This window comes from Pedobacter yulinensis (assembly GCF_003029735.1).
In the GTDB taxonomy this organism is placed as follows: domain Bacteria; phylum Bacteroidota; class Bacteroidia; order Sphingobacteriales; family Sphingobacteriaceae; genus Pedobacter; species Pedobacter yulinensis.
In genome coordinates this window covers 1235780-1261585 of the sequence record NZ_KZ686269.1, presented here as the reverse complement: position 1 = coordinate 1261585, position 25806 = coordinate 1235780, and the positions used below count along the sequence as shown (strand labels likewise).

At 50.4% G+C, this 25806-nt stretch carries 22 protein-coding genes; 15 read left to right on the top strand and 7 right to left on the bottom strand.

All coding sequences use genetic code 11. From position 1 onward, the window contains the following. Positions 1 to 3: 3 nt before the first annotated feature. The 6 genes from C7T94_RS12970 to C7T94_RS12945 are packed head-to-tail and all read right to left on the bottom strand — an operon-like array spanning position 4 to position 7472. Positions 4 to 450 carry a hypothetical protein gene (locus C7T94_RS12970; protein ID WP_107215725.1) on the bottom strand — a complete coding sequence of 149 codons (447 nt, stop codon included), beginning with the start codon at positions 448 to 450 and terminating at the stop codon, positions 4 to 6. Between the two features lie 52 nt (positions 451 to 502). Beyond that, on the bottom strand, positions 503 to 3028 hold the full coding sequence (locus tag C7T94_RS12965) for an ATP-dependent Clp protease ATP-binding subunit (protein WP_107215724.1): 2526 nt from the start codon (positions 3026 to 3028) through the stop codon (positions 503 to 505). An 18-nt stretch (positions 3029 to 3046) separates the two neighbouring features. Beyond that, the gene (gene tssR / locus C7T94_RS12960; RefSeq protein ID WP_107215723.1) at positions 3047 to 5416 is read right to left on the bottom strand and encodes a type VI secretion system protein TssR domain-containing protein; all 2370 of its coding nucleotides are present in this window, start codon (positions 5414 to 5416) and stop codon (positions 3047 to 3049) included. Positions 5417 to 5452: 36 nt separating this feature from the next. After that, a complete protein-coding gene (locus C7T94_RS12955; RefSeq protein WP_107215722.1) occupies positions 5453 to 6421 on the bottom strand; it encodes a PKD domain-containing protein in 969 nt (322 codons plus the stop codon). Positions 6422 to 6463: 42 nt separating this feature from the next. Then, the gene (locus C7T94_RS12950; protein ID WP_107215721.1) at positions 6464 to 6949 is read right to left on the bottom strand and encodes a type VI secretion system transmembrane protein TssO; all 486 of its coding nucleotides are present in this window, start codon (positions 6947 to 6949) and stop codon (positions 6464 to 6466) included. A gap of 10 nt (positions 6950 to 6959) precedes the next feature. Next, positions 6960 to 7472: a type VI secretion system TssO gene (locus C7T94_RS12945; RefSeq protein WP_107215720.1), complete on the bottom strand. Its 513-nt coding sequence runs from the start codon at positions 7470 to 7472 to the stop codon at positions 6960 to 6962. Positions 7473 to 7654: 182 nt separating this feature from the next. Between C7T94_RS12945 and C7T94_RS12940 the strand changes: the two genes are divergently transcribed. Beyond that, entirely contained in the window at positions 7655 to 8089 is a 435-nt protein-coding gene (locus tag C7T94_RS12940; protein ID WP_107215719.1) for a GPW/gp25 family protein, read from the top strand. A 79-nt stretch (positions 8090 to 8168) separates the two neighbouring features. Continuing rightward, entirely contained in the window at positions 8169 to 10043 is a 1875-nt protein-coding gene (locus tag C7T94_RS12935; RefSeq protein WP_107215718.1) for a type VI secretion system baseplate subunit TssF, read from the top strand. Here C7T94_RS12935 and C7T94_RS12930 read toward each other — a convergent pair. After that, positions 10038 to 10976, bottom strand: a complete 939-nt coding sequence (locus tag C7T94_RS12930; RefSeq protein WP_107215717.1) for a type VI secretion system baseplate subunit TssG — start codon at positions 10974 to 10976, stop codon at positions 10038 to 10040. The genes C7T94_RS12935 and C7T94_RS12930 overlap by 6 nt on opposite strands. Positions 10977 to 11092: 116 nt before the next feature. Here C7T94_RS12930 and C7T94_RS12925 point away from each other — a divergent pair, with 116 nt between their 5' ends. The 13 genes from C7T94_RS12925 (at position 11093) to C7T94_RS12865 (ending at position 25795) form a co-directional block, all read left to right on the top strand. After that, entirely contained in the window at positions 11093 to 11986 is an 894-nt protein-coding gene (locus tag C7T94_RS12925; RefSeq protein ID WP_107215716.1) for a TssN family type VI secretion system protein, read from the top strand. A gap of 22 nt (positions 11987 to 12008) precedes the next feature. Further along, complete coding sequence (locus C7T94_RS12920; RefSeq protein WP_107215715.1) at positions 12009 to 13163, top strand: hypothetical protein; 1155 nt, start codon at positions 12009 to 12011, stop codon at positions 13161 to 13163. Positions 13164 to 13218: 55 nt separating this feature from the next. Then, on the top strand, positions 13219 to 13743 hold the full coding sequence (locus tag C7T94_RS12915; protein ID WP_204353277.1) for a DUF2911 domain-containing protein: 525 nt from the start codon (positions 13219 to 13221) through the stop codon (positions 13741 to 13743). Positions 13744 to 13825: 82 nt separating this feature from the next. Next, positions 13826 to 14263, top strand: a complete 438-nt coding sequence (locus C7T94_RS12910; RefSeq protein WP_107215714.1) for an RrF2 family transcriptional regulator — start codon at positions 13826 to 13828, stop codon at positions 14261 to 14263. Positions 14264 to 14435: 172 nt separating this feature from the next. Next, on the top strand, positions 14436 to 16529 hold the full coding sequence (locus C7T94_RS12905; protein WP_107215713.1) for a HEPN domain-containing protein: 2094 nt from the start codon (positions 14436 to 14438) through the stop codon (positions 16527 to 16529). After that, positions 16526 to 17296 carry a uroporphyrinogen-III C-methyltransferase gene (cobA, locus tag C7T94_RS12900; RefSeq protein ID WP_107215712.1) on the top strand — a complete coding sequence of 257 codons (771 nt, stop codon included), beginning with the start codon at positions 16526 to 16528 and terminating at the stop codon, positions 17294 to 17296. The genes C7T94_RS12905 and cobA overlap by 4 nt, the downstream gene beginning before the upstream one ends. After that, a complete protein-coding gene (locus C7T94_RS12895) occupies positions 17244 to 18785 on the top strand; it encodes a TSUP family transporter (protein ID WP_317046920.1) in 1542 nt (513 codons plus the stop codon). The genes cobA and C7T94_RS12895 overlap by 53 nt, the downstream gene beginning before the upstream one ends. A 4-nt stretch (positions 18786 to 18789) precedes the next feature. Next, positions 18790 to 19491, top strand: coding sequence for a phosphoadenylyl-sulfate reductase (locus C7T94_RS12890; RefSeq protein WP_107215710.1), 702 nt, complete (start codon positions 18790 to 18792; stop codon positions 19489 to 19491). Between the two features lie 15 nt (positions 19492 to 19506). Next, the gene (gene cysD / locus C7T94_RS12885) at positions 19507 to 20412 is read left to right on the top strand and encodes a sulfate adenylyltransferase subunit CysD (protein WP_107215709.1); all 906 of its coding nucleotides are present in this window, start codon (positions 19507 to 19509) and stop codon (positions 20410 to 20412) included. A 33-nt stretch (positions 20413 to 20445) separates the two neighbouring features. After that, entirely contained in the window at positions 20446 to 21696 is a 1251-nt protein-coding gene (locus C7T94_RS12880) for a sulfate adenylyltransferase subunit 1 (protein ID WP_107215708.1), read from the top strand. A 184-nt stretch (positions 21697 to 21880) separates the two neighbouring features. Continuing rightward, entirely contained in the window at positions 21881 to 23242 is a 1362-nt protein-coding gene (locus C7T94_RS12875) for a 3-keto-disaccharide hydrolase (RefSeq protein ID WP_107215707.1), read from the top strand. Between the two features lie 63 nt (positions 23243 to 23305). Beyond that, positions 23306 to 24664, top strand: a complete 1359-nt coding sequence (locus C7T94_RS12870; protein WP_107215706.1) for a Gfo/Idh/MocA family protein — start codon at positions 23306 to 23308, stop codon at positions 24662 to 24664. Positions 24665 to 24685: 21 nt separating this feature from the next. Continuing rightward, positions 24686 to 25795, top strand: a complete 1110-nt coding sequence (locus tag C7T94_RS12865; RefSeq protein ID WP_107215705.1) for a glycoside hydrolase family 130 protein — start codon at positions 24686 to 24688, stop codon at positions 25793 to 25795. Positions 25796 to 25806: the final 11 nt, after the last annotated feature.

Below are 25806 nucleotides of genomic sequence, written 5' to 3'. Positions count from 1 at the left end.
TGATTATTTGTTCTGCTCCAGCTCTGCAACAAAATTCTTAAGTGCGCTGATGAAAGCTTCTTTGGTTTCTTCATTGTCGAGCGTCGATTTCAGGGTCTTATTAGATTTAAGCTGTTTGATCACGTTCAAAGACATTTCCTTTTCAAGGTTCACATTGCTGAGGTGCTCGCTCTGGTTCACGATGTTTTTAACAGAAAAATCGCCGAGGTTGCTGAAACTCAGGGTCTCTGATTTTACAGAACCGTCCTGGCGCTCGAAAGAAACATCGACTTTTGGTTTATAATAGTCGAAAACATCTTCAACCGTTCTTAGTCCTTCAACTTTTTCCGGCTTAATGGGTTCGTTATCGGTTAGTTTTTGAATGAAGAGCGTTTTATTGTGCGCAATGTCAGCAAATGCTTCAGAGGTATCGATTTTTTTCTCGTTCCCGCCAATTTCATAATTGAACATAGTCTTGTTTTTTAGTTTTAATTCGATTCGTTATTTATGATGACTGCATTCGTTATATAACAGTCAACAGGTCATTTTGTTGTTCCATCATGTCTGAAGAAGGAAGGATTTCCCACTCGAGCGCATCTTCATGCTCATTTTTGGTGATTTTTACGGTTTGTCCCTTCTTCAGTTCTCCTGAAATGATGTATTTGGAAATAGGTCTTCTGAGCTGATTTCTGATCACTCCAGACAACTGCCTGGCCCCGTATTTGGGGGTAAAGCCACTGAGTGCGATCATTTTACGCGCTTCGTCATCCATCTCAAAATTGATGCCTTGTTTTTCCAGCGCGTCGATCAGGCTGCGCAGCTGGATGTTAAAGATATCAACGACATGTTTTTCGCTGATCGGCGCGAAGGGTACGATCTCAGACAAACGGGCAAGAAATTCCGGCCTGAAATGTCCGGCCATGATCTCCATCAACTGGCTGTGTGCAGGAATTTTGCCTTCAGCAATTTGTGCGGCAATCCATTCGCTGCCAATGTTTGAGGTAAACAGGATCAGCGCATTTGAGAAATCACCTTCTTTGCCGAGCCGGTCATGCATGTGCCCCTCGTCCAGGATCTGAAGAAAGGTATCGAACACCGAAGGATGTGCTTTTTCGATCTCATCGAAGAGCAGTACCGAGTAGGGCTGCTGCCTGATTTTATTGACCAGCAGGCCGCCCTCTTCGTACCCCACGTAACCCGGAGGCGCGCCATAGAGCAAGGCAGCCGAATGTTCTTCCTTGAACTCAGACATGTCGAAACGGATCATTGCTTTTTCATCATTAAAGAGAAATTCCGCAATTGACTTGGCCAGTTCGGTTTTTCCCGTGCCGGTTGGACCGAGAAGGAAAAACGAGCCGATGGGCTGGCCTTTTTTGTTCAGGCCGCTGCGCGATTCCAGGATGGCGTCTGCAACAGCCTTAAGAGCCTGGTCCTGGCCAACGACGCGTTTTTTCAGGTAGCCTTCCATGTTCATCAGTTTTTCCTTTTCGCCGGCCTGAAGTTTGCCCATCGGGATACCTGTCTTGTAAGAAACGACCGAGGCAATGTCTTGCGGCGTAACCTCGAGCCGCACCGTTTCAGCAAAACCCCGCAGTTCCCCGAGGCTGCGCGAAATAAATTCGTCGAATTCTGCAGCTTCTTCAAAGGTATCTGTCTGCGTTTCGTCTGTCAGCAAACCGAGCAGAACAGGGCTGAGTTTGTGCTGCATCTGGCTGTAAAGCCAGCGGTATTCGGCAAGCTGTTCATCGGAAGGTGTGTTTTCCTGGTCGCGAAGCTGCGCGAGCGACCCGTCAAGTTCGTCGAGCACGCGGGCCGACGTATCGTTCATCATTTTCAGGGCAGCCATGGTGCGGTCAAGCAGGTCGAAAGCCGAATCGGGCAGCCGGCGGTCTTTCATATACCTTTTAGCCAGCCGTACACATTCTGCAACGGTTTTTTCGGCAACGGTAAGGCCGTGGTGGGTTTCATAACGGTCTTTTAGTGTGTCGAGCATTTTTACGGCTGCGGCATCGCCGGGCTCGCTGACCTGTAAAATTTCAAACCGGCGGCTGAAAGCCTGCTCAGGTTCGATGATTTTCCGGTACTCATCCATCGTGGTCGCTCCGATTACGGTAAGCTCTCCACGGGCAAGCTCGGGTTTCAACAGGTTTCCTGCACCACCGCCCATAGGGCCTTTCTGGTCAAGGAGTGTATGGATCTCATCGATAAAGAGCACTGCCTTGTCGAATTGCTTGATCTCACGGATGATGTTTTTCAGGCGGTCTTCAATTTCGCCTTTGTATGAAGCGCCCGCGATCAGTGCGCCCAGGTCCAGTTCGAATAACTGGATGTCTGTCAGTGCAGCGGGAACATTTCCTTTTACAATGTCGAGCGCAAAACCGTCTACGAGCGCGGTTTTTCCAACCCCTGCATCGCCGGTAATGATTACATTAGGCTTGCTGCGCCGGCACAGGATCTCCATCATTTGCCGCGTTTCTTTATCCCGGCCAATGATGGGATCGGTCTTTCCCTCGCGCGCCAGGCTGATCCTGTCACTGCAGTACTTCAGCAAGGCGCCCATGGTTTTAGAGGCGCTGCCTGAAGCAGCGTTCTGAGCCGGCTGGATGCTTTGCTGAACCTCTTCGTCTTTAATGTACAGGTCGAGCATTTCCCGCTCTTTGATCGGAAATGATTTCAGCTGCTCGACGCTGAAGCCCACATTGGGTTTGGCGAGCGCGGTGAGCACGCAGACCGGTGTGATGAGGTCGAGGCCGAGTTTGATGCGTACGTTGTCGGCCTCTTCGAAAATAACAGGAATTTCGGCGCTGCCCCGGGGCTCTTCGCCGGCGCTGGCCTTCTCAAGTTCATCGATCCGCACTTCTGCCCATTCAGATAAATAAGCAGCATCCTTTCCGATCGATTCAAGAAAGGCCCGAATACCTACTTCTGTGTGCATCAGTCCTTTAAGAAGATGCGCCGGGCCGAATACCGCATTCTTGTATTCACGGGCCAGCGCTTGCGCCACCCGGACCGCGGTTTTAACCGATTCGCTTAAATTGCTGGGGTTCATGATTGTCGGGTTGGGGGTTTATTTAGCGGCTTCTGCTGGGCTGAAATTGCTTTCTGTAATGTAATAGTAGGTTTTACCATTCGAGATAAACTGCTGCTCGATCTGGGTATTCCGTTTAATGCGCTGTGACGAGTCGATGAGGAATTTGATGTACTGCTCAAACTCTTGCTGAGACATTGTTCCAGGCCGTTTCAGGTCGACGACACGGAATTTACCGAGCTGTTCGTTCTGAAGAGGCAAACCGGTTACCGTCTTAAAGTAATTTTGCAGGCTCATGCGTTTAATGTCTCCGCGCGAAAGCTTCAGGTCCAGCTGATTTTTAGGAATACTGATATAGTTGGATACGAGTTTACTGCGGAAAGATCCCTGGTCGGCCTGGAGGTTTTCTCCGATCATGAGCGAAAAGATGTCGTTTAACTGCTTGTACTCCATGCTGTTTAGCAAAATGGTGTATTGCAGTGCGTCACGGTGCTCGGAGACCGTACTGGCGCGGGCAGCCGTGGGGATATAGTATTTGAAGGCATTATGCGGCATGCGGTCGGCTACGGTTGCATCGACGGGGCTTTGCAGTACGCTTTCTACAGCTGGGGTCAAGTTTTTTCTCTCAATGCCTGTGAGCCTGAAAGCGCTGTCCAGGCTGCTGATCTGCGTGGTAATGTCCATGTCGGTCTCTTTCATAAACCGGCGCAGGGCCACGTTCATGGCGTCATTCGACTTGACCATACCTTTGGTCGGGAAAACCACGGCACCCTGGATCAGGCTGTTTGCAGGATAGTCAAGGTAATAAGAAATGGAGTCCTGCCGCGTCGTGTTGTACGGCTGCATGGTGGTCAGGCCTTCACCCTTTACCATATAGTTTTTCTTCATGTCGGCCGACTTAAAAGCGGCTTCTGAGACAAGCTTACGCGACTGAATAACGAAATTATTAAAAGAAGGATCAAAGGCGCTGTACAGCTGGATGGCCAGGATGCGGGCATTGGCACCGGCTACCTCTTCACTGAGTTTGCTGAGCTGGTAGCTGCTTTGGCTTTCGCTGCCCGTGCTGCCGATCAGAACGATGAGGTTGGTTTCTTTGTCCTTGCCGTTAAACAGGCCAAGTGCGCTGCGAACACCTTCAAAAACAGGCTGTTCTGTTACCCGGCCGTTGCAGCGCTCGGTATTTTTCGATTCGTTGGAGAAAAACCGCATCAGTTCCCGGTAGTCGGTGCTGATGCCCTGGTTGGTTACACCGGCGGCGGGGCAGTTGCCACCTCCGCGGTACACAACCCCGCCATAACGGATGTTGTGTTTTTTACCAAACTCGTTGAAAACATTCTCGAAAGACTGGATCGTATTGGTCAGACTGGAAAAGTAATTTGTCATCGGGCTGCCGCCATCGATCACAAATACCACATTGATATTGTGAATGTTCCGGCGAAGCTTCAGGTATTCCAGGTAGGGGAGTGCGGTACCCTTAATGCTGATCACCTTGTTCTGCGATTTCTCGTAAACGTCGTAGGCCGTACCAACTGTGTATTCATTTCCCTCTGCATCAGACACCACCGGGATGCTTCTCAACACAACGTTATTCGGCTGCAGGAGCGGATCAGCCTGGTAACCCTGCCCGCCACGAAGCCCGGCATTTATCGAAGTTGCAACAGAGTCGTAGCCATTGGTAGTCTGCAGATCGCGCGGACTGATAAAGAGCCGGTCTCCCCAGCTGTGAATCACATCTGCCGACACCCAACCATACATGCTTTTCCGTGCACTGTCTGCAATTAGCTGGTCGTCGCCGCCGATCAGGTATTTTTTGCCGTCTTCAGACTTTTTGTAGATGTAGGCAATTTCATGCAGGCGGATCTTCGTGGCCCGGTCTTTCAGGTCTGGCGTGGTGTAGACGAATACGGAATCTGTATTGTCGAAATAGAAACGCGGTTCAGTAAGCGGGTTTTTCCCGTTCACGATACTGATCGCTTTGCTGGCATAGCCCGACCGGGGGTTAGAGTATGCGCGCTGCCAAAGCAGCAATTTAGACTTGGGCAGCCAGCCATAACTGATGGCTGTTTTTTTATCTGTAATCTTGCGCCCGCGTACCATGCCGGCCTTGTATTTGACCAGTTTCAGGTAACCGTTCATTTCTTTCGAAACATAGAACGATTCCATGAAATTCAGTTTTTTCATGATGAGGCTTCCACCCGGCGCGGTGGTGGTATAATTCTCATCGCGGTCAGAAAAGACGATCCACGGCAGGCTGCTGTTGCCTTCAGTTTCATTGATGTCTGTGCCGGCGGCTGGTTTTTCGAAGTTCCTGGGCATATATTTCACCTTTTTGCCGAAGGCGGCCGGGCTCTGCGCCTGCAGGCCCAGTGCGCAAAGCAGGAGGATGGAGAGTGCGTATGTTTTTTTCATAAGTTCAGGGGGCATGATGGTTAATGAGCAGATGGTCTATTTAGATGATTTTGTTGCTTCGGCGGCAGCAGTATTGGCCGTGTGCTGTTTGATATTTAGCAAGGTTGCGCAGGCCGAATTTGGTGCTACAGTCACCTGCGCCTCGTCGATCACAATCTCGCCGCCAAACGTGAGGCCCATGCAATAGGAATAAAAGTCCTTTTGTTTTTTCTCACCGTTCTGGTCTATCGCAACAGTTACTTTTTCCTTGTTGCACATGTATTTCCTGACCAGGTAGTAATAATGTGTATTGAAGTCGGCACCATTGGCAATAGCCTGCAGCCTGGCCCGGATATCATCGACCACTTTGCGCTCACCTTCGCCGGGAGCTACGATTTCGCCGTTCAGGTCGGCATTCGGATCTGTGATCTCAATAACATGGTAAAGCGGTCTGCGGGTCTGGTCATTCATCAGTTTAACCCAGTACCGGCCGGGGGCCCGGTAAGTGTAAAGGGCAGTGCGTCCCGTAATGTCAACGCGGCCGGTTTCGCCGAATGACCACTGGAAAATCTTGGCATTTCCCTCAGCTTCGAGGCGGACCTGTTCATTGATCACCCCCGATGTTGGTCCGCTGATCGTAACCAGCGTATCGATGGTGCTGCGTACCGTATCGCGAACGTTGACCGGGTACTGCTGTTTCAACTCGCCGTCTACGGTCAGGCGAACAATGTATGCGCCCGCTTTTCGGTAGCGGTAACTGCCATTCTGGGTAGTTGACTTGTCGCCGTTGCCAAATTCCCAAAGCCATTTTTTTGCGCCTTTGGTGTTGTCTGTGTAAACGAGGTCTTCGTTCAGGTCAATCTCATCTTTGAGGATCTGGGCATCAATAGCTTTGTTATCGAATATCGAGCTTTTGAACAGGAAGATGCCGCCTGCTAGCAGGAGAATAGCGACCAGGATGTACAGGATAATGTAGCCGGTAGAATTGCTGTTAACCGCTCTGCCGCTGGTATTGGTGTCTGTCATAGGTTGAGGTGGGGGTTAGAGTTAATTTGAATGCATGGTAGATTACCTGGAAATGAGCGATTGCTGCAGTTGCCTGCGTGTCATGATGCAATCTTCGAGGTTCCGGTTGTAAGTATCTATGTCGTTGTAGTTTTGTTTCAGTTCCACCTTATCAAAAAACAGGCGGTTGTAAAACTGGGCGGCATGGAGGAATGTTTTGTACCGCTGGTCGCTCGCACGGCGGTCGTAATGTGACCGGATCGCATCGATAGATGTGGTAATATCTGCCTGAAGAAAAACCGCCTGCACTTTCGGGTCGAAATGCACGATCTGCTTATAAGTGGTGTCGATTGCCGGCATGACCTCCTTAACGAGTTCCTCGTATTCGGTATTTTGCTTCAGGCGGCTGGCTAATTCCTGTTTGGATATCTGGCGTGAGGGGCCGAAGTCATAAAAGATGCCGAAGCACAGCACAGCTGTGGTAAGCAGGAACACCGCTACCAAAAATAAAAACTGCTCCCGGCGCTCTTTAGTACTGAGTTTTATCATATCTGTCTGGTTATCGGCCCCGGTTTATTTTTACTTCTGCCGCTTTGTTATTTCGCAGGCAAGCCTTCAGCTGGTCTTTTAAAGTCTCAATCTGGTATCCTGTCATGGACAGGGAATCCTGAACGCCGGCCATTGTGGCCACATTGTCGCTAAGCTTATCGTACAGCTTAAAACTCGGCGCGGGGCTTTCGTTGTCCTTGATCAATGTTTTGATACGTACGTTCGCATCTTTGATATCGGTAAGCATAACTGCTTGCCTGTTCATCTCTTCGGCGTTCGTAACGGTGAATGTAGAAAGTTCCCGGAAACGAAGCAGTGCAATGTCGAAGTTCCTGTTGATTTCCTTTCTGAGGCTGATGAGTTTGTCGGTTTCCTTTACTTTGGCGCTGAGCAGCTCATATTCATGTGCAGAGGCTCTGAAATAGAAGAACACACAGAGAACAGCGAACAGCAGTAGGAATATAAAATTTAAGACAAACACCCGGTAAGACTTTTTCAGTTCGTAGGCGTTAATAGGCTTCATAAACGAGGTTCAATTTAGGCGCAGGCAGTTTTTTTGGACTGCCTTTTGTTTTAGTGCTTTCAGTTCTGTTTGAGAGACGTCAACTGAGCAAATCAGGTATCCGCTTACGCCATATCTGGCAGGTAGGCGAGATCAAGACCCTGAACCAGTCAACAATTTTTGTTCCATTTAAATAAGCGCCAATGGCCGCAAGTTTTTACAGCAAGCCTTTCAACTTTAAAAATATCTTTGAGCAGCGGGAATTTCAGGAAGCTGATCTGGGTAAATCCATATCGAACAATATCCAGCTGATCATTTTTACCCGCTACGGGGAACATCGTTTTAATCCTGATTTTGGCTGTGAGATCTGGGATCTTGATTTTGAGCTGATTGTGAGCGAAACAATTTGGGAAGAGAAATTCAGAAAGTCCCTGTTCCGTTCTATTACCGAGTATGAAAAACGCCTGTACGATGTTACTGTTGAGGTTAAAATGAGTGAAGTTGAAAAATTTTACCCGCAACGAAATGTAACGGAAATCAAAAAGAAGGTGGATATTGTAGTGAAGGGAAAAATAAATTCGACAGGAGAAAAATATTTTTTCAGCACAGCGCTTTTTTTAAGTCCGCTGACGAGCTAAAAGTGTTCTCAATTGCAGAAAACACTGCTCATTTTTCTGGACAACATCGCGGCGTGCCGCTGAATCACTGAACTAATCAATGGACAAGATATTTTATTCCTCTAAAGATGAGATCCGCAACCGGATCCTGAAGAATGCCCGCGATTTCTGGGGCGTACGCAATGCAACCGATTTTGATCCGCTGGTCAAATTGCTGCTCGAGGCACTGAGCTCCGAACTCTTTGCTGTTTCGAACGATGTCAAAAACCTTGAAAACAGGATCCTAGACAAAATTTCGAGAATTCTGTCATCAGATATTCTGACCAGCCCGTTGCCGGCCCATGGCATCCTGCAGGCGCTTCCGGTCGAGGCATCGGAAATACTGGGCCCGCACCAGAGTTTTATCTACCAGAAAAAGTTGAAACAGCCCGATGGAAAGGGGGAAGACAAAACGGTCGATATTTCTTTCAGTCCGCTGGCGCGAACGCGCATATTCAATGCAAAAATTCGTTTTTCTGCTGCCGGGTCTCACTTGTTTAAACTTGAGGATAACGGGTTCAAGACGGTTGCAGCCAATACGTTACCGGGATATACGGTGGGCCAGAACAGCCTTTACCTGGCGCTGGAGTGCGACACCCGGCTGGCATCACCCGAAGGTATGAGCTTTTATTTTGATTGGCGCAATTACCGCGTTCAGGATGATGCATATGAGCTGCTTGCGCTGAGCAGGTGGTTTGCCGGCAACGCTGAAATGGAAATGCTGCGCGACGCTTTTTTTATCCGCGACCAGCGTGCAGAGGCGCTTGCGCCTTTCAGAAACCAGAACCTCATGTACCGGCTTACCGAAGACGTGCAAAGTCACTACCGGAACCGGTTTTTAACCATCAGTCAGGAAGGCGCCTCAGGCCTGGCCGGCATGCTTGTTCCGTATCCCGAAGCTTTCAATGGCGTCTTCCAGCCAGCTGCGCTCGGCATTTTGAACAAACCCCTGTTCTGGATCAGGATCGAGCTGCCTGCAGCGATTACCGCACAAATGATCGAAGAACTGCAGGTTTCCGTGAATGCCTTTCCGGTTGTCAATAAAAAACTGCGCGAGATCAAACACCGGCTGCGCACCATGACAACGATCATCCCGGTTAAAACTGAGGGTCATGAGCAGCTTCTCGCCGTAGACAGCCTGAAAGACAAGCAGGGAAACAGCTATAAAGAGGTCCCTTTTGCCGACGAGGATGAGCGTGCCGACGGCTCGTTCACCATTCGCTACGGTGGAACTGAACGTTTTGACAGCCGCAATGCGCGCGAGCTTGTCGAATACCTGTTCGAATTGCTGCGTGATGAGAAGGCTGCCTTTTATTCTTATGGTTCTGACTTTCTGAACAATACGCTTAAAAGCCTGGAGCAGACGCTGTCGCTGATCGAACAGAAGACGCTGAACCAAAGCGCCAATTTCAGGGAGCTTCTCAACTACGTTGTCGTTAAACCAGTTCATGAAACCGATATTATGTTCCTGGATTACTGGCTAACCGATGCCGAACTTGGCAACAAGATCAAGGCCGGCAGCAAACTGCTGCCCCTCAAGACTACGGGCGTACGGCCGGATGGTGTGAGCCTGCTGAGCACCACGCTTGGCGGCCGTTCGCGGCTGAATTCTAGTGACCGTATACAGGCTTACAAGTATGGCCTGACAACGGCAGACCGGATCGTGACCAAGTCAGATATCGTCAATTTCTGTCTTTTGGAACTGGGCGACCGAATCCAGTCAGTTGATATACGTAAAGGACTTTTTGCATCAAAGAACCCGAAAGAAGGATTTATCCGCACAACCGACATCTTTCTGCGGCCTGCGGAATCTGCCAGGCTGCAGGCCGAGGAATGGGAGTCGCTTCTTGAGTTAACGCGTTCCCGGTTGCTGGCGCGAAGCAGCATGGATGCACACTTTCGGTTGATGCTGGAGCCGGGGAGATCCGGTTTATAAATAGACGGTATATCCGAGGTAGGCGTTTTGCTGGTCGTCGCCGATCGAACCATTCCTGTCTTCAGCTGAGGCTTCCAAAATCACTTCATAAGCGGTATCGAAAGGCAGGAGGTAGGAGGCTACCAGTTCGGTGATTTTTGTATTGATGCCCTCGGGCAGGAAGTCTAGCAGGTTTTCAGTGTGGCAGGGCCCAATGTTGATGAGCACCCGGTCTTCATCACTTTCAAATGTATCGCCAGCTACACAATCAACGCCGAGCGTACCGTGGCCAAGCCGGAACTGCATGCCTTCATCTATGGCGCTTTTGCGGCCCGGCGAGCGGTCGCGCTCCAGAGTCACGGGTACCGAAAATAAGACCTGCAGCAACTGGCCCATGAACGCCAGGTCGTTCCGCTTTTCATGAATAACGGGTAGAAAGTGCATCCAAACAATGCTCTGGTCACGGTTAAAAAGGTCAAACTCAGGCCATTTGTTTCTGAAAATACCCGTCAGGTTATCAAAACTGGTTTTTTTATCCAGCCGGCTTTCATAACGCTCCAGCACAATCCGCAGGTTGTTCAGTTCGGCCTCGAAAGGCATGAAAAATTTTCGCGCTTGTTTTTCTTCTTCACGACGCTGCTGCACATCGCGGATCATCTCTTCTTCAGACAAGGCGCCTTTGCGGGCAAAGGGCTCGTGAAACATGCCTTCAGGAAGCATGTCGTAGAAACCTTCGCGGTTAGCCTCTATACGCAGGCACTCGAGCAGTCTTACTTCAGAAAAGTAAGTTTGCACCGCTGCAATTTCCTTGCTGAAAGAGCGACGGTCTGCAGACCGCGGCAAAACCACCACCTGCTCGGCAGAAAGCTGTCCATTTTCAATGATTTCCGCTGCCCTGGCAACCGCTTTGTAATCTGTAGATAAGTCGTTCGTTTCTTTGAGGCCTGGATTCATGTAAGTAGATGGCGTTAAGAAATAGCGACCCGGAATAATTGTGCCAGAAATTCATCAGCCCCGCGAATTTTAAGGTACTATATTTGCTTAAAGAAATTACCTCTTTAAAACTACTAATGGACGTAAAATCATTCTTCATCCGCTACCTTTTATTTCCACTCATTTTCATCATCTCGGCCGCGGTTATGGCGGTCATCAATAAAAAAAACAAGTTCCTCAACAACAAGCGGTTAATCGTCTGTGTCCTGGTTACGGCGATCGCGCTTGCCCTGCCGGGTTTTATGGGTATGCTTGGCTTCGACTTTATGCCCTGGGGTTATATCATCTGTCAGATTTATTACCTGGGCATGGGCAGTCTGCTCGTGTACCTGCTTACAAAGTATTACCCGGCAGAGTTGAATGACAGAAAATTTTTCATTTTTTTTGCCTTGCTGATCTCGGCACTGCTCGGTGTATACCTGTATCAGCTTGCCTTCAATTGGCTCAGCGATCTGCGCATGGGCCTGTGGGCTGCTACCGCTGCCAGCGTGTTTTTTCTGCCCTTGGTTTTCTGGTGGACGTATGTGGCCTTTATCAGCATTCCGACAGAGATATACAAGATCTGGCAATACCCGCCAACACCGCTGCGCATTGATATGGAGCACCTGGATTTTGACCGGCTCCTGGTACTCGAGCTCGAGCTTTATAAAAATACCAATGACGCTGAACCCCTGAAGGTGAAAGTAAAGGCGCCTGAGAACATGAATTTTGGGATTTGGTTTCATAAATTTATAGACGATTACAACCTGAAGTTCCCTAAAAACCCGATCGAATTCAGAAATGAGGAAAACCAGACTTATAAGTGGATGTTCTTTGTAAAAACTTCATTCTTCAAAAAGAATCTTTTCCTGGATCCGGATCTCGACATTACGCGGAACGGTATCAATGAAAAGATGACCATTTATGCCAAGCGCGTTTCAGAAAATGTAGCCATGATACAGCCAGGCGAGGAGCAGGCCGTTTTTATTTAATCCAAATCAATAATTTAACGTAATGATATCTCCGCTGAAATATAAACCTGTTAACTGGGTCGATGGCATGAAGTTGTCAGGTGCCCACTTTACAAGTACCGACCATTTTATCCAGGACTTTGTCAGGGACGCTTCATCCATTTACCTTAACAACAGCAATTATGGTCTGCTGCCGCCCTTTGCAGGCAAAAACAGCTCGCACGACATTGACATCATTGAAAAGGCGACCAACCATGTCGAGGTTCGTGTCAGACACTGCAACGCCATAACAGCAGAAGGCTGCCGGATTGATCTGGCAGGCAATGACCTGAATGAACATATTGTATACAACCATTATTTTACGCCCGAGCAAATGGAGGGTGCATTGCATACTTCATTTCATGTGCTGCTCGTTGTAAACCCTTTTGACCGGCAACCAGCCGGCGTTCCTGATACAGCAGAAAACCCGCCCCGCTACCCGGAAATTCGCAAAAGATATAGCATTACCGTGCTGCCGGCTGCCGAAATCTCGCGCGATACCGCCGATGGGTTCCACCTCACCATTGGGAAACTTTACCTGGAATCGGGCCGTATATCGGTAGACCGGTCCTATATTCCGCCCAGTGCAACAATCATCAGTCATCCGCTGCTGATCCGTTACTACGAACTCCTCAATTCGCTCATCAACGAACTGCAACAAGCTGCCTTCCGGATCATTGATAAAACGACCGGGAAAGACTCCATTACGCCTCTGGGCCGAAACATCAGGTTGCTTTCTGAAAAGATGCTCGATTACCTGGCGCAGATCTTTTATGCTTACCGCAATGTGGCCTACCAGCAGACACCCATGACCGTACCCGGTTATTTCTCTACACTGGCGCACGTTTTTTTTACCGGTGTTAAACAGATCGAGACCAGGGAGCGCGAAGAAATGCTTAAATACTTTTACGAGTGGAAAGATGTGACTCCCGGCAATTTCGAAGAACTGCTGGCCCGCACCATAGAGCTGGTTTACGATCACAAAGACATCAATTCGGCATTCAGTATGGTGGAAGAGTTTATGCGGGTACTTGTTGCGCTGTGGAATAAACTCAGTACACTCGAGTACATTGGTCAGCGCCGCGAAAATATCGTGGTTGCCGAACAGCAAATGGTTCAGCAGGTACAAACCCGCAAAACCTGGACACTGCTCGACTAAAATAATTTTTTATTTAAGTACGGCGACTTATATTTATAAACTAGAAAACAAAGACATGAATCTCTTCAAACATTCAATTACAGGCCTGGCATTTGCCGGCACCGTGCTGGTCTCTGCCATGACTTATGCACAGGATGCCAAGCCAAAGCCGAGCCCGGCCGAGACGGTCACTGGCAAAGTTAAAGGTGCAAACATTACCATCAGCTACAGCAGCCCCGCGGTTAAAGGCCGTGAGATCTGGGGTGCCATGGAGAAATACGATGCCGTATGGCGCGCAGGTGCGAACGAAGCTACCACGGTTGAAACTGACAAAGACCTGAGCGTAAATGGAAAGCCATTACCGGCAGGCAAGTATGCCTTTTTCGTGATTCCGAAGCAGGGCGATACCTGGACTGTTATCTTCAACAAGGAGCCTAAACAATGGGGCGCGTATAAATATGACCAGGCAAAAGATCAGCTTCGTGCCGATGTGAAAATCCAGCGGGTTGCGGCAGTTCAGGAACGCTTGGAATACGAAATTACCAAAAGCGGTTTCGTACTGAAGTGGGAAAAAGTAGCTGTTCCGGTTACCCTGAAATAAACACCTTACGAAACCCGCGCAGCTGCGGCTTTGCCCCGGCTGCGCGGGTTTTTTCATAAAGATTTGTTAGTTTTGTGCCTGCATGCTTTCTAAAAAGACCAAATACGCAATCAAAGCCCTGGTGGCACTAGGTAAAAATGCCGGTCAGCCGCCTGTCCAGATCTCAAGAATTGCGGAAGAAGAGCACATCCCTAAAAAATTCCTCGAGCAGATCCTGCTCGACCTGCGCAACAGCGGATTTCTGTATAGCAAAAAAGGGGCGGGTGGAGGCTACAGCCTGAACAAACCGGCCAGCGATATTTACCTGGTCGATGTGATGCGCATCACAGACGGACCAATTGCCATGGTGCCCTGTGCCAGCTTAAAGTTTTACCACAAGTGTGATGAATGTCACGACGAAGTGACCTGCGGCATTCGCAATGTCTTTATTGACGTGAGAGATGCAACGTTGAAAATCCTGAGCGAAACCAGTATCGCCGATATTATATCGCGCGAAGGCGGACTAAAAATCGGCATCTGATCCCGATTTTTTTTGATTAAAAACACGACTATATCCATATACTTTATATATTTGCTTAATTTACAAAACAGGAGGGGTCCGGTGTGTTGCTTCATGCCCTGGCATGCTGAAACCGGCCGGATGCCGTGCTTGTCCGGACGCCTGTCCGGAAAGCCGCTAAATAAAGACGAATATGCAAAGTTTCAGGACCGAGCTGGAAAATCCGCTCGTTGAACAGGATATCATTGACCTCGATAAAAAAATCAGGCTGTTTCGCGAGGGCGTTATACACGAAGAAAAATTCAGAAGCCTGCGTTTAGCCAGGGGCGTTTACGGACAGCGCCAGCCGGGGGTACAAATGGTGCGGATCAAACTGCCTTTTGGCCGGGTTACCTTCAGGCAATTTCTGCGGATAGCCGACATTTCAGACGAATATGCAAGCAGCAACCTGCATCTGACCACCCGTCAGGACATCCAAATCCACTATGTAAGCCTTGACCGTACGCCCGAACTCTGGGCAAAACTGTCTGAGGATGATATTACGCTTCGCGAGGCTTGCGGCAATACCGTTCGCAATGTGACCTCTTCGCCGGCGGCTGGGATTGACCCGAAAGAACCGTTTGATGTATCACCCTACGCACAGGCTACCTTCGCTTATTTTCTTCGCAACCCCATTTGCCAGGAAATGGGCAGAAAGTTTAAGATCGCCTTTTCGTCTTCCGAAGACGATACGGCCTTTAGCTATATCCATGATCTCGGTTTTATCCCGAAAATAAATGCCGCAGGTGAGCGCGGCTTCCGTGTGCTGTTTGCAGGTGGACTTGGTGCCCAGCCGGTGCTTGCCCACCTGGTGCATGATTTTCTGCACGAAGACCAGGTCATTCCTTACATTGAGTCTACGCTCAGGGTTTTTGACCGGTATGGCGAGCGCAACAACAGAAACAAGGCGCGTTTTAAATTCCTTGTCCAGAAACTCGGCCTTGATGAAGTGCTGCGCCTGATTGATGAGGAGCGTACAGCCAATAAAGTAAAAACTTATAAAATTGACCGCGAGGTTGTGGCCGATCCCGCGCTGCCTGCAACACAGGCAGACAATCCCGCGCCTATTGCCGATGAGGCCCACTACCAGGCCTGGCTGAAGACCAACGTTTTCGAACAGAAACAGCCTGGTTTCTATGGCGTTTACTTAAAAATATTAAAAGGCGATATTCCGACGGCGCAGGCCCGCGAACTGGTCGAAGCCATACGGCCGTACGCTGCAGACGAGATGCGCATTACCCAGAACCAGGGCCTGCTGCTTAAATATGTCAGGGCAGAATACCTTTCGCATCTGTACGTTGCACTGCACCGGTTGGGTTATACTGCGCTTGGTTTTGACAGCCTGGCTGATATTACCACTTGTCCGGGCACCGATACCTGCAACCTGGGTATATCGAACAGCATGACGCTGGCGGCCGTACTGGAAGATCTTGTTTATCAGGAATATCCGGAATTTATTTACGACAAGCAACTGAAGGTCAAGATCAGCGGGTGCATGAATTCCTGCGGACAGCACGGCCTGGCCGAGATCGGTTTTCACGGCAGCTCGCTGAAGGCAGCCGGCAAGGTGGTACCCGCTGTGCAGGTGATGCTGGGCGGCGGCACGGTTGGCGACGGGATAGGCCGGGTCGCTGAACGGGTAATCAAAGTTCCCTCGAAACGGGCTACAGATGTACTGCGGGTGGTTTTGAACGACTACCGTGCGGAACGCACCGGTACCGAAAATTTTCATACATATTACGACCGGCAGGGCAAGGATTATTTTTACCGCCTGCTGAAACCGCTTGCCGACCTTAGCACACTGCAGCCGGAGGAGTTTGTAGACTGGGGTCATGAAGAAACATTCGAAACGGCGATTGGCGTTGGCGAGTGTGCTGGTGTCATGATTGACCTGGTCGCTACCCTGCTGCTCGAGTCTGAAGAAAAACTTGGCTGGTCTGAAGCTTCCTTGCAGCAGGGCGCCTGGGCAGATGCCATTTATCATGCCTATGCCGTGTTTGTAGGTTCAGCAAAGGCACTCCTGCTGGATAAGGCGGTGAACAGCAGCACCCAGGCTGGCGTGATCCGGGAATTTGACGAACGTTACGTGCAGACGGGTGAGATCGAACTAACAGGGAGTTTCAGTGAGCTTGTTCTTCAGATTAACAAGAATGAGCCGTCAGAAGTCTTTGCGAAACAATATTTTACCCTGGCCGTGGATTTCTTAAATCAGGTCAGGACCAAAAGAGAGGCGGTTGTACAATCATGAGACAGAAAGAACCAAGAATAACGCTCGTGGGCGCAGGCCCGGGAGATCCCGACCTGATTACACTCAAAGGGCTGAAAGCCCTGCAAACAGCCGATGTGGTATTGTACGATGCGCTGGTAGGAGATGCCATGCTGGATCACGTACCTGCCGGTGCGGTGAAAATCTATGTGGGCAAAAGATCAGGCGAACACGCATATGCACAGGAAACCATCAATAAACTGATGGTCGATTATGCACTCAATTACGGGCATGTGGTGCGGCTGAAAGGCGGCGACCCTTTTGTTTTTGGCCGTGGCTTCGAAGAGCTTGAGTTTGCTGCCGCACACCAGATCCCAGCAGCTGTTGTACCTGGCATTTCCAGCTCCATCGCGGTAGCCGGACTGCAGCAAATTCCGGTTACACACCGGGGTATGAGCGAAAGTTTCTGGGTAGTGACGGGCACGACCGCGGCAGGCGCACTCTCTGCCGATATCTATGATGCAGCCAGGTCAAACGCCACTGTAGTGGTGCTCATGGGACTAAAAAAGCTGGAAGAAATTGCTGCTGTGTTTACTGCGGAAGGCAAACACGATCTTCCGGTTGCCATCATCCAGGACGGCTCAACGAAAAACGAACGCATTGTAACGGCCCCGGTTAGCAGAATCTGTGCTGCTGCCCGCAGCGAGCAGGTGAAAGCGCCGGCTGTGCTGATCTTTGGCGAAGTCGTTTCCCTACATGCGTCTTTCAAACCGCTTCAACAGCTATATGCAGGAGTTGCTGAAAAATAGGGAGGCACCGGCGGGCATTGATACGGATGGGGGAAACGAGCTTTTTCCGGTCTTTATCAAACTCAACCAATTGCATACGGTGCTTGTTGGCGCGGGAAATGTTGGCCTTGAGAAACTGACCGCTATTCTGCGCAACAGTGCCGCAGCAAGGGTAACCGTTGTTGCCGAAGCCGTAATGCCCCAGGTAACGCAGCTGGCTGCAGCTTACCCGCGGGTATCGATCATACAAAAGGCCTTCGAATCAGCAGACCTGGATGCCGCCGACCTCGTTGTAGCTGCAACTGCCGACAACAGTCTGAACAAACTGATCCAGGAAGCGGCGCATGCACGTAAGCTGCTGCTCAACGTAGCCGATAAACCGGAGCTCTGCGATTTTTACCTGGGCTCGGTGGTCAGAAAAGGCGACCTCAAGATCGCCATTTCAACAAACGGCAAGTCGCCGACCATTGCCAAACGGTTGCGGGAACTTCTTGATGAGAATTTACCGGGCGATATCGATATCACGCTCCAGCAAATGCATGCGCTTCGCGAAACGTTGAAAGGCGATTTCTCGCAAAAGGTGCGCAAACTCAACGCTGTGACCGAGGTACTTGTTAAGCCTGATCTGGAGCGCAAGATCAAATACAATTTCAAGTGGCTGGTCTGGGTCGTTATGGTTGGTTTTATTGCAGCAGTCGGCGCAACACTCTGGTATAAAGAACCAGCATTTCAGCAGTTTCTGATCACCATAGATCCCATTTTTTACTGGTTCCTTCTGGGCGGGTTTGTTTTTGCACTGATCGACGGAGCCATCGGCATGTCGTACGGCGTTACATCCGCTTCGTTTTCATTGGCTATGGGCATACCACCTGCCTCGGCAAGCATGGCGATCCATTTGTCTGAAGTGCTCAGCAACGGCATTGCGGGTTGGATGCACTACCGCATGGGCAACGTCAACTGGAAACTCTTTAAGATCTTAATCATCCCCGGTGTTACGGGAGCGGTATTGGGGGCCTTCCTGCTTTCATCGCTTGAGCATCTGAGCCATTACACCAAGCCTGTTGTGGCTTTATACACGCTCATCCTCGGCGGCATTATCCTGAAGAAAGCGTTCAGCATCCGCCGGAGGCGAAAGAACGAGAAGATCAAACAGATCGGGGTCACAGGGTTTTTCGGCGGTTTTATCGATGCGGCCTTTGGCGGCGGCTGGGGGTCGATCGTACTTTCAAGCCTGATTGCCGGCGGGCGCCACCCGCTGTTTTCTTTGGGAACAGTGAAAATTACGCGTTTTTTTATCGCCATTCTTAGCTCACTGACCTTTTTTACAATGCTGGGCGGCGCGTACTGGGAAGCGGTAACGGGTCTCATCATCGGAAGCGCGATCGCTGCACCCATTGCAGCAAAAGTGTCAAATAAAATTTCGGCAAAAACGATCATGGTGGCTGTTGGCTTTATCGTCATGGCGGTAAGCCTTCGAAGCCTGATTTTACTTATTTTAAAACTAGTTTAGCAGCATGAGAGATATAGGGCCATTGTTGGAAGAAGTAAGGGGAAAAGATCCTGTATCGGCGCTGTCCCTGCTTTCAGAGAAATACAGAGACAGGATCGTATTCTCGACCAGTTTCGGCTGGGAAGACCAGGTCATTACGCACCTGATCTTTAGCAACAATCTTCCCATTAAGGTTTTTACACTGGAAACGGGCAGGCTGTTTCCCGAAACCTATTATGTATGGAACCGCACGCTGGAGATTTACGGCAAAAAGATTGAGCCGTATTTTCCCAGGCCCGACCTGCTCCAGGAAATGGTTGGCACAAAGGGGCCCAGCAGTTTTTATGAGTCTGTTGAAAACAGAAAAGAATGCTGTTATATTCGCAAGATTGAGCCTTTAAAACGTGCGCTGACGGGTAACGAGTGCTGGATTACGGGGATTCGCGCCGACCAGAGTGCCAACCGGGAAGAAATGCACGAGGTGGAGTGGGATGAAGGGAACCAGTTATTCAAGTATCACCCGCTTTTTCACTGGAGCCTCGACGAGGTCAAAGCTTATATTAAAACGAACAACATCGTTTACAATACACTGCACGACCGCGGTTTTCCAAGCATTGGCTGTGCCCCCTGTACACGTGCGGTAGCACCCGGTGAAGATTTTCGCGCAGGCCGGTGGTGGTGGGAAGACCAAAGCAAAAAAGAATGTGGTTTGCATGCCACGCATTAACACGCAAAAAAGAACATGAGCAGATACAATTTAGATTATTTAGATGAGTTAGAAGCTGAGGCCATTCACATCCTGCGCGAGGTAGCGGGACAGTTCGAAAAACCCGCGCTGCTTTTTTCGGGCGGAAAAGACTCAATTACCCTGGTGCGACTGGCAGAGAAAGCCTTCCGTCCGGGTAAATTTCCTTTCCCGCTGGTACACATTGATACCGGTCATAATTTCGAAGAAACCATCGATTACCGGGACCGGATGATTGAACGGATCGGCGAAAGACTGATCGTGGGGCACGTACAGGATTCGATTGACCAGGGAAAGGTCATTGAACAGACGGGTAAGAACGCCAGCCGGAACGCGCTGCAAACGGTCACACTGCTGGACACCATTTCCGCTCACGGCTTTGATGCCTGTATCGGTGGCGCACGGCGCGACGAAGAAAAGGCCAGGGCAAAGGAGCGCATTTTTTCGGTGCGCGATGAGTTTGGACAATGGGATCCGAAAAGGCAGCGTCCTGAACTCTGGAACATTTATAATGGCCGCATACACAAGGGCGAAAATGTAAGGGTCTTCCCGATCAGCAACTGGACCGAACTGGATGTCTGGAATTACATTCGCCGGGAGGGCATCGAGCTGCCGAGCATCTATTTTGCGCATGAGCGTGACTGTATTGTCAGGAACGGTCAGTGGATGGCCGCTTCTCCTTTCCTGAATATGGATGAGGAAGATGTTGTTTACCACAAGAAAGTGCGTTTCCGCACGGTGGGCGATATGTCCTGCACAGCAGCTGTTGAGTCTGACGCCGACCAGATCGATGACATCATTGCAGAGATCAGTGCATCGAAGATCAGTGAGCGCGGTGCAAGATTGGACGACAAGGTCTCTGAAGCGGCCATGGAAGACCGCAAAAAAGGCGGGTATTTTTAATTTTCAAACCTCGGCTTGCCCGAACCATTACATATGAACATTTTAAAATTTTTTACGGCAGGTAGTGTAGATGACGGAAAAAGCACCCTGATTGGCCGCATGCTGTACGATACGGGTTCAATCCTGGCTGACCAGCTGGAAGCGCTGCAAAGCTCTAACCGCAAGAACGACGACGGCACCATCGACCTGGCTATTTTAACCGACGGTCTCCGCGCCGAACGCGAACAGGGTATTACAATCGACGTAGCCTATAAGTACTTCCAGACAGACAAACGTAAGTTTATCATTGCCGATACGCCAGGCCATATTCAGTATACCAGGAACATGGTGACGGGCGCGTCGACCGCGAGGCTTGCCATTATCCTGATTGATGCCAGGAACGGCGTCGTTGAGCAAACCATTCGACATTCGTACCTGGTGTCGCTGCTCGGCATTAAACATATCGTAGTCTGCATCAATAAGATGGATATGGTAGATTACAGTGAAACTGTATTCACTGCGATCACGGAGAAATACCGTGCGCTGGCAGCACAGCTGAACCTGAATGATGTGAACTTTATACCGGTAAGTGCGCTGAAAGGTGATAACGTGGTCCAGAAATCTGAGCGCATGGTCTGGTATGAGGGCCAAAGCCTGCTGCATTTCCTGGAAACCGTCGAAATTGAGGCGAATGACGATGCCCGATTGTCGCGATTCCCGGTTCAGTGGGTGATCAGGCCGCAAACCGACGAACTTCACGACTACCGGGGATATGCCGGTCGTATTGCCGCCGGCACTTTCAGGGTGAACGACCGCGTCACGGTACTTCCCGGCGGGAGCAGCTCAGTCATTTCGAAAATTGAAATGTTTGACCAGCAGCCACAGGAGGCCCATGCCGGTCAGTCAGTCACCATTCACCTGGAAGATGACATCGACATCAGCCGCGGTGACCTGATCGTCAATGCAGCAAACCAGCCACTCCAGTCAAAAATGATCGAAGCCGATCTGTGCTGGATGGACGCACGTGCACTCGATACTTCTTTAACCTATTTCCTGCAGCACAACAGTAAACTGACACGCTGCAAGATCAGCGAGATTATCTATAAAGTTGATATCAATACCCTTGAAAAACACAGTTCAGACGAGTTCAAACTGAACGATATAGGCCGTGTGGTTATTAAAACCGCAGACGAGCTGCCCTTTGACCTGTACGATGAAAGCCGCGAAAACGGCGCAGCCATCCTGGTCGACAGCCGCAATAATTTAACGGTAGGGGCAGTGATGTTCCGTGCCGCGGTGGCTTAGCGGCTAACAAACAAGTACTAAAGCCCGTTTCTGGAAAGGAAGCGGGCTTTTTTGTTACGCAATCGTTTTCGTAAATTTTTCGTGTATTTCTCTCTTCGCGGCATATAATTTCCTAAAATTGAGTTACTAACCGCCCGGAAGGGCAACCAGATATAGACCTGATTATTAACTCCAATTCTGATATATGAAAATGAAATTCCTGTTGCCCTGTTTGTTTGTAGCCGTTTCCTTTCATGCTGCCGTGCATGCCCAGGGTAACCGGGGCTGGGAAAACCTCTTTAACGGCAAGGACCTGTCGGGCTGGAAACAGCTGAACGGCAAAGCAAAATATGAAGTAAAAAACGGCGAGATCGTAGGCACGACCGTCTCGGGCGAACCCAACTCGTTTCTTGCCACGCAAAAGAACTATGGTGATTTTGTTTTGGAGCTTGAACTGTTCGTCGATCCGGCGATGAATTCCGGCATCCAGTTCAGAAGCGAAAGCCGTTCTGATTACCAGAACGGGCGCGTGCACGGTTACCAGGCAGAAGTTGACCCCTCAGAACGCGCCTGGAGCGGAGGTATTTACGATGAGGCCAGGCGTGGCTGGCTCTACCCGATGGAGCTTAATCCGCTTGGTAAAAACGCGTTTAAAAATAACCAGTGGAACAAGTACAAGATCGAATGTATCGGCAACCAGATCCGCATCTGGTTAAATGGTGTGCCTACCGCGTGCCTGGTCGACGACAAAACGCGTGAGGGGTTCATTGCCCTGCAGGTACACTCGATCGGGAAAAATGATCAGCCCGGCAAGCAAATCAGGTGGCGCAACATCCGCATCCAGACCGGTAATATCAAAGCAGCACCTGCCGACCGCATCTTTGTGGTCAATACCATACCTAACTATTTGTCGCCCCTTGAAAAAAGCCAGGGTTTCGGATTGTTGTGGGATGGGAAAACGACGCGGGGCTGGCGCGGCGCCTACAAAAAGACTTTCCCGGAAAAGGGCTGGGCTATAGCCGATGGCGAGCTGAGCGTGGTCAAGGCTGATGGTGGTGAGTCGACAAACGGCGGAGACATCGTTACCGAAAAACAATATGCGGCCTTCGAGCTGAAGTTCGATTTTCGCCTGACCAAAGGTGCAAACAGCGGTGTGAAATATTTTGTAACCGAAAGTGAGGGCAACAAAGGCTCGGCAATCGGGCTGGAATACCAGGTGCTTGACGATGAGGTGCATCCTGATGCAAAACTCGGTCGCGAAGGTAACCGCACCCTGGCCTCGCTTTACGACCTGATGAAATCTAAACGGCCGACCAATGTATTGCGGCCAATCGGCGAATGGAACCAGGGCGTATTGAAGGTGTTTCCGGACAAGCGCGTGGAACACTGGCTCAATGGCCAGAAGGTCATTGAGTACACACGTGGATCGAAAGCGTTCCTGGACCTCGTTGCCTTGAGTAAATACAAAAACTGGCCGAACTTCGGCATGGCGCCGAAAGGACACATCTTGCTGCAGGACCATGGCGATCGGGTATCGTTCAGAAGCATCAAGATCAAAGAACTATAGGCGCGGGGACCACCTTTCGGTTGCTCAGCGGCCTCCACACAGACCAAATAATCAAACCAAGACATGTCAACAACGAGAAGAGACTTTATTAAACAATCGGCCATAGCCACCGCGGGGACTTACCTTGGCGCCATGGGCTTCAGTGCCAAAAGTTATGCAAACATCATCGGTGCAAATGACCGGGTGCGGGTAGGGGTTGTCGGTTTTTCCGACCGGTTCAAAGACACCCTGCTTCCCTGTTTCCTTCACCACAACAAAGAATTGAATTTTGATATCGTGGCCGTTTCAGACCTCTGGAACTATCGCCGGGGGCTGGGCGTTGACCACCTTAAATCCAAGTTCGGTCATGACATTACCGGCTGTCGCAACAATGAAGAACTGTACGGCCTGAAAGACATCGACGCTGTGATCGTTAGCACAGCCGATTTTCAGCATGCTGTGCACGCCATCGAAGCTGTGCAGGCAAAGTGCGACGTGTATTGCGAAAAGCCTTTTGCCGAAACCATGGAAGACAACCGCGCGGCGCTGAAAGCCATTAAAGCATCGAAGCAGGTGGTCCAGATCGGTTCGCAGCGCAGAAGCGGCAACAACTACAAGGCTGCTGCTAATTTTATTAAGGATGGTAAGTTCGGCGCCATCACCATGGTTGAGCTCAGCTGGAATGTTAACCAGCCTGGCCGCTGGCGCAGACCAGCCCTGGTCGAGAGACTCCGTGAGCAGGATACCGATTGGAAACGTTTCCTGATTAACCGGCCATTCGAGGCCTGGGATCCTCGCAAATACCTGGAGTACCGTCTGTTCTGGCCCTATTCTTCGGGCATGCCCGGACAATGGATGTCGCACCAGATCGATACGGTGCACTGGTTTACCGGCCTCCAGCATCCGCGCAGCGTCACTGCCAACGGCGGCATTTACCAGTGGAAGGACGGACGCCGCAACTGGGACACCACAACAGCGGTATTTGATTATGGCCCGCAGAATGATCCGCAAAACGGTTTCCAGGTTGTCTTCACCTCGCGCATGCACAATGGAGATGAGCGTCCGGCCGAAATTTATTATTCAAATGGCGGCGAACTGAACCTCATTACCAATAAGATATCGCCCAAAGGCGGTTTGACTGAAAATGCTGCAAAAGCGATGAACATGAAGGCGAACCTGCTTGCCGAAGCGAGCCTGCCCAGCCTGGCATCGCCGGTTGCAGCCTCGGCAAACACCGGCGGCGATGCCCTGAGTTCGGCGCATATGCGCAACTGGATGGAATGCATCAGAAGCCGCAAAGAAACGAATGCGCCGGTCGAGGCAGGCTATTACCATTCCATTGCCAACATCATGACCAACGCTGCAGTTCGTACCGGCGGCAAGGCTACCTTCGACGAAAAGCGGCAGGAAGTGCTGGTTAACGGAAAGGTTTTTAAATATTAATCTGCAAGAAATGCACACCTCATGAGAAGATTCCTGTTATTCCTGTTGCTGCCGCTTAACCTTACTGCTGCCGCACAACAGTCTTCAGCACTTCCAGAATGGGCCTTCGGGCCCTTTTTGCGTCCACAAGGTCTGAACCCGGTAATTTCGCCTGATACCTCTACCTATTTTAATGACCCCATGACGGGCCGCAGAATTGCCTGGCAATCGAATGATACCTTCAACCCGGCGGCCGCCCTGAAAGACGGAAAAATTTATGTGCTCTACCGGGCAGAAGATAAATCGGGTATTGCCATCGGTCACCGAACCTCACGCATTGGCCTGGCCGAAAGCAAAGACGGACTGCGGTTTACCCGCCGTGCCACGCCGGTGCTCTACCCCGATGTCGATGAACAGCAAGCGTTTGAATGGAAAGGCGGCTGTGAAGATCCCCGCGTCAGCGTTACTGAAGACGGCACCTACCTCATGCTGTATACGCAATGGAACAACAAAACGCCCAGGATAGGAGCAGCGACCAGCAAAGACCTTGTGCACTGGAAAAAACACGGACCCGCTTTTGAGGCCGCGTATGGCGGCCGCTTTCACAACATCGCTTCCAAGTCGGCATCGGTCCTGACCCGGATCAAAGACGGCAGGCAGGTCATGGCCAGGATCAACGGCAAATACCTCATGTACTGGGGCGAGCGTCACGTTTACGCTGCGGTGTCGACCGACCTGGTTAACTGGGAACCGGTTACCAACCAGGATGGAAGTCTGAAAATCCTGATGTCGCCCAGAAAAGGCTATTTCGACAGTGACCTGACCGAATGCGGTCCCCCCGCAATATGGACTGAAAAAGGGGTCGTGCTGCTGTATAATGGCAAGAACCTGGGTAATGATAATGCCAGCCCGGACTTTCCGAAAAACACCTATACCGCCGGGCAGGCCTTGTTCGACGCCCGCGACCCGCTGCGGTTTGTATCCCGGCTTGACAAACCTTTCTTTTTTCCGGTTGAGGAGTTTGAGAAAAGCGGCCAATACCCCGCGGGAACAGTCTTCATAGAAGGTATGGTGCTCAAAGACGGGAAATGGTTTCTGTATTACGGCTGTGCAGACTCTAGGGTAAGCGTGGCTGTGGCACCAGTCAGATAGTTGGCTGCGCA

Coding starts and splice junctions, on each gene's coding strand:
- C7T94_RS12970 (WP_107215725.1), bottom strand. CDS start 450: ATGTTCAATTATGAAATTGGCGGGAACGAGAAAAAAATCGATACCTCT.
- C7T94_RS12965 (WP_107215724.1), bottom strand. CDS start 3,028: ATGAACCCCAGCAATTTAAGCGAATCGGTTAAAACCGCGGTCCGGGTG.
- tssR (WP_107215723.1), bottom strand. CDS start 5,416: ATGAAAAAAACATACGCACTCTCCATCCTCCTGCTTTGCGCACTGGGC.
- C7T94_RS12955 (WP_107215722.1), bottom strand. CDS start 6,421: ATGACAGACACCAATACCAGCGGCAGAGCGGTTAACAGCAATTCTACC.
- C7T94_RS12950 (WP_107215721.1), bottom strand. CDS start 6,949: ATGATAAAACTCAGTACTAAAGAGCGCCGGGAGCAGTTTTTATTTTTG.
- C7T94_RS12945 (WP_107215720.1), bottom strand. CDS start 7,472: ATGAAGCCTATTAACGCCTACGAACTGAAAAAGTCTTACCGGGTGTTT.
- C7T94_RS12940 (WP_107215719.1), top strand. CDS start 7,655: ATGGCCGCAAGTTTTTACAGCAAGCCTTTCAACTTTAAAAATATCTTT.
- C7T94_RS12935 (WP_107215718.1), top strand. CDS start 8,169: ATGGACAAGATATTTTATTCCTCTAAAGATGAGATCCGCAACCGGATC.
- C7T94_RS12930 (WP_107215717.1), bottom strand. CDS start 10,976: ATGAATCCAGGCCTCAAAGAAACGAACGACTTATCTACAGATTACAAA.
- C7T94_RS12925 (WP_107215716.1), top strand. CDS start 11,093: ATGGACGTAAAATCATTCTTCATCCGCTACCTTTTATTTCCACTCATT.
- C7T94_RS12920 (WP_107215715.1), top strand. CDS start 12,009: ATGATATCTCCGCTGAAATATAAACCTGTTAACTGGGTCGATGGCATG.
- C7T94_RS12915 (WP_204353277.1), top strand. CDS start 13,219: ATGAATCTCTTCAAACATTCAATTACAGGCCTGGCATTTGCCGGCACC.
- C7T94_RS12910 (WP_107215714.1), top strand. CDS start 13,826: ATGCTTTCTAAAAAGACCAAATACGCAATCAAAGCCCTGGTGGCACTA.
- C7T94_RS12905 (WP_107215713.1), top strand. CDS start 14,436: ATGCAAAGTTTCAGGACCGAGCTGGAAAATCCGCTCGTTGAACAGGAT.
- cobA (WP_107215712.1), top strand. CDS start 16,526: ATGAGACAGAAAGAACCAAGAATAACGCTCGTGGGCGCAGGCCCGGGA.
- C7T94_RS12895 (WP_317046920.1), top strand. CDS start 17,244: ATGCGTCTTTCAAACCGCTTCAACAGCTATATGCAGGAGTTGCTGAAA.
- C7T94_RS12890 (WP_107215710.1), top strand. CDS start 18,790: ATGAGAGATATAGGGCCATTGTTGGAAGAAGTAAGGGGAAAAGATCCT.
- cysD (WP_107215709.1), top strand. CDS start 19,507: ATGAGCAGATACAATTTAGATTATTTAGATGAGTTAGAAGCTGAGGCC.
- C7T94_RS12880 (WP_107215708.1), top strand. CDS start 20,446: ATGAACATTTTAAAATTTTTTACGGCAGGTAGTGTAGATGACGGAAAA.
- C7T94_RS12875 (WP_107215707.1), top strand. CDS start 21,881: ATGAAAATGAAATTCCTGTTGCCCTGTTTGTTTGTAGCCGTTTCCTTT.
- C7T94_RS12870 (WP_107215706.1), top strand. CDS start 23,306: ATGTCAACAACGAGAAGAGACTTTATTAAACAATCGGCCATAGCCACC.
- C7T94_RS12865 (WP_107215705.1), top strand. CDS start 24,686: ATGAGAAGATTCCTGTTATTCCTGTTGCTGCCGCTTAACCTTACTGCT.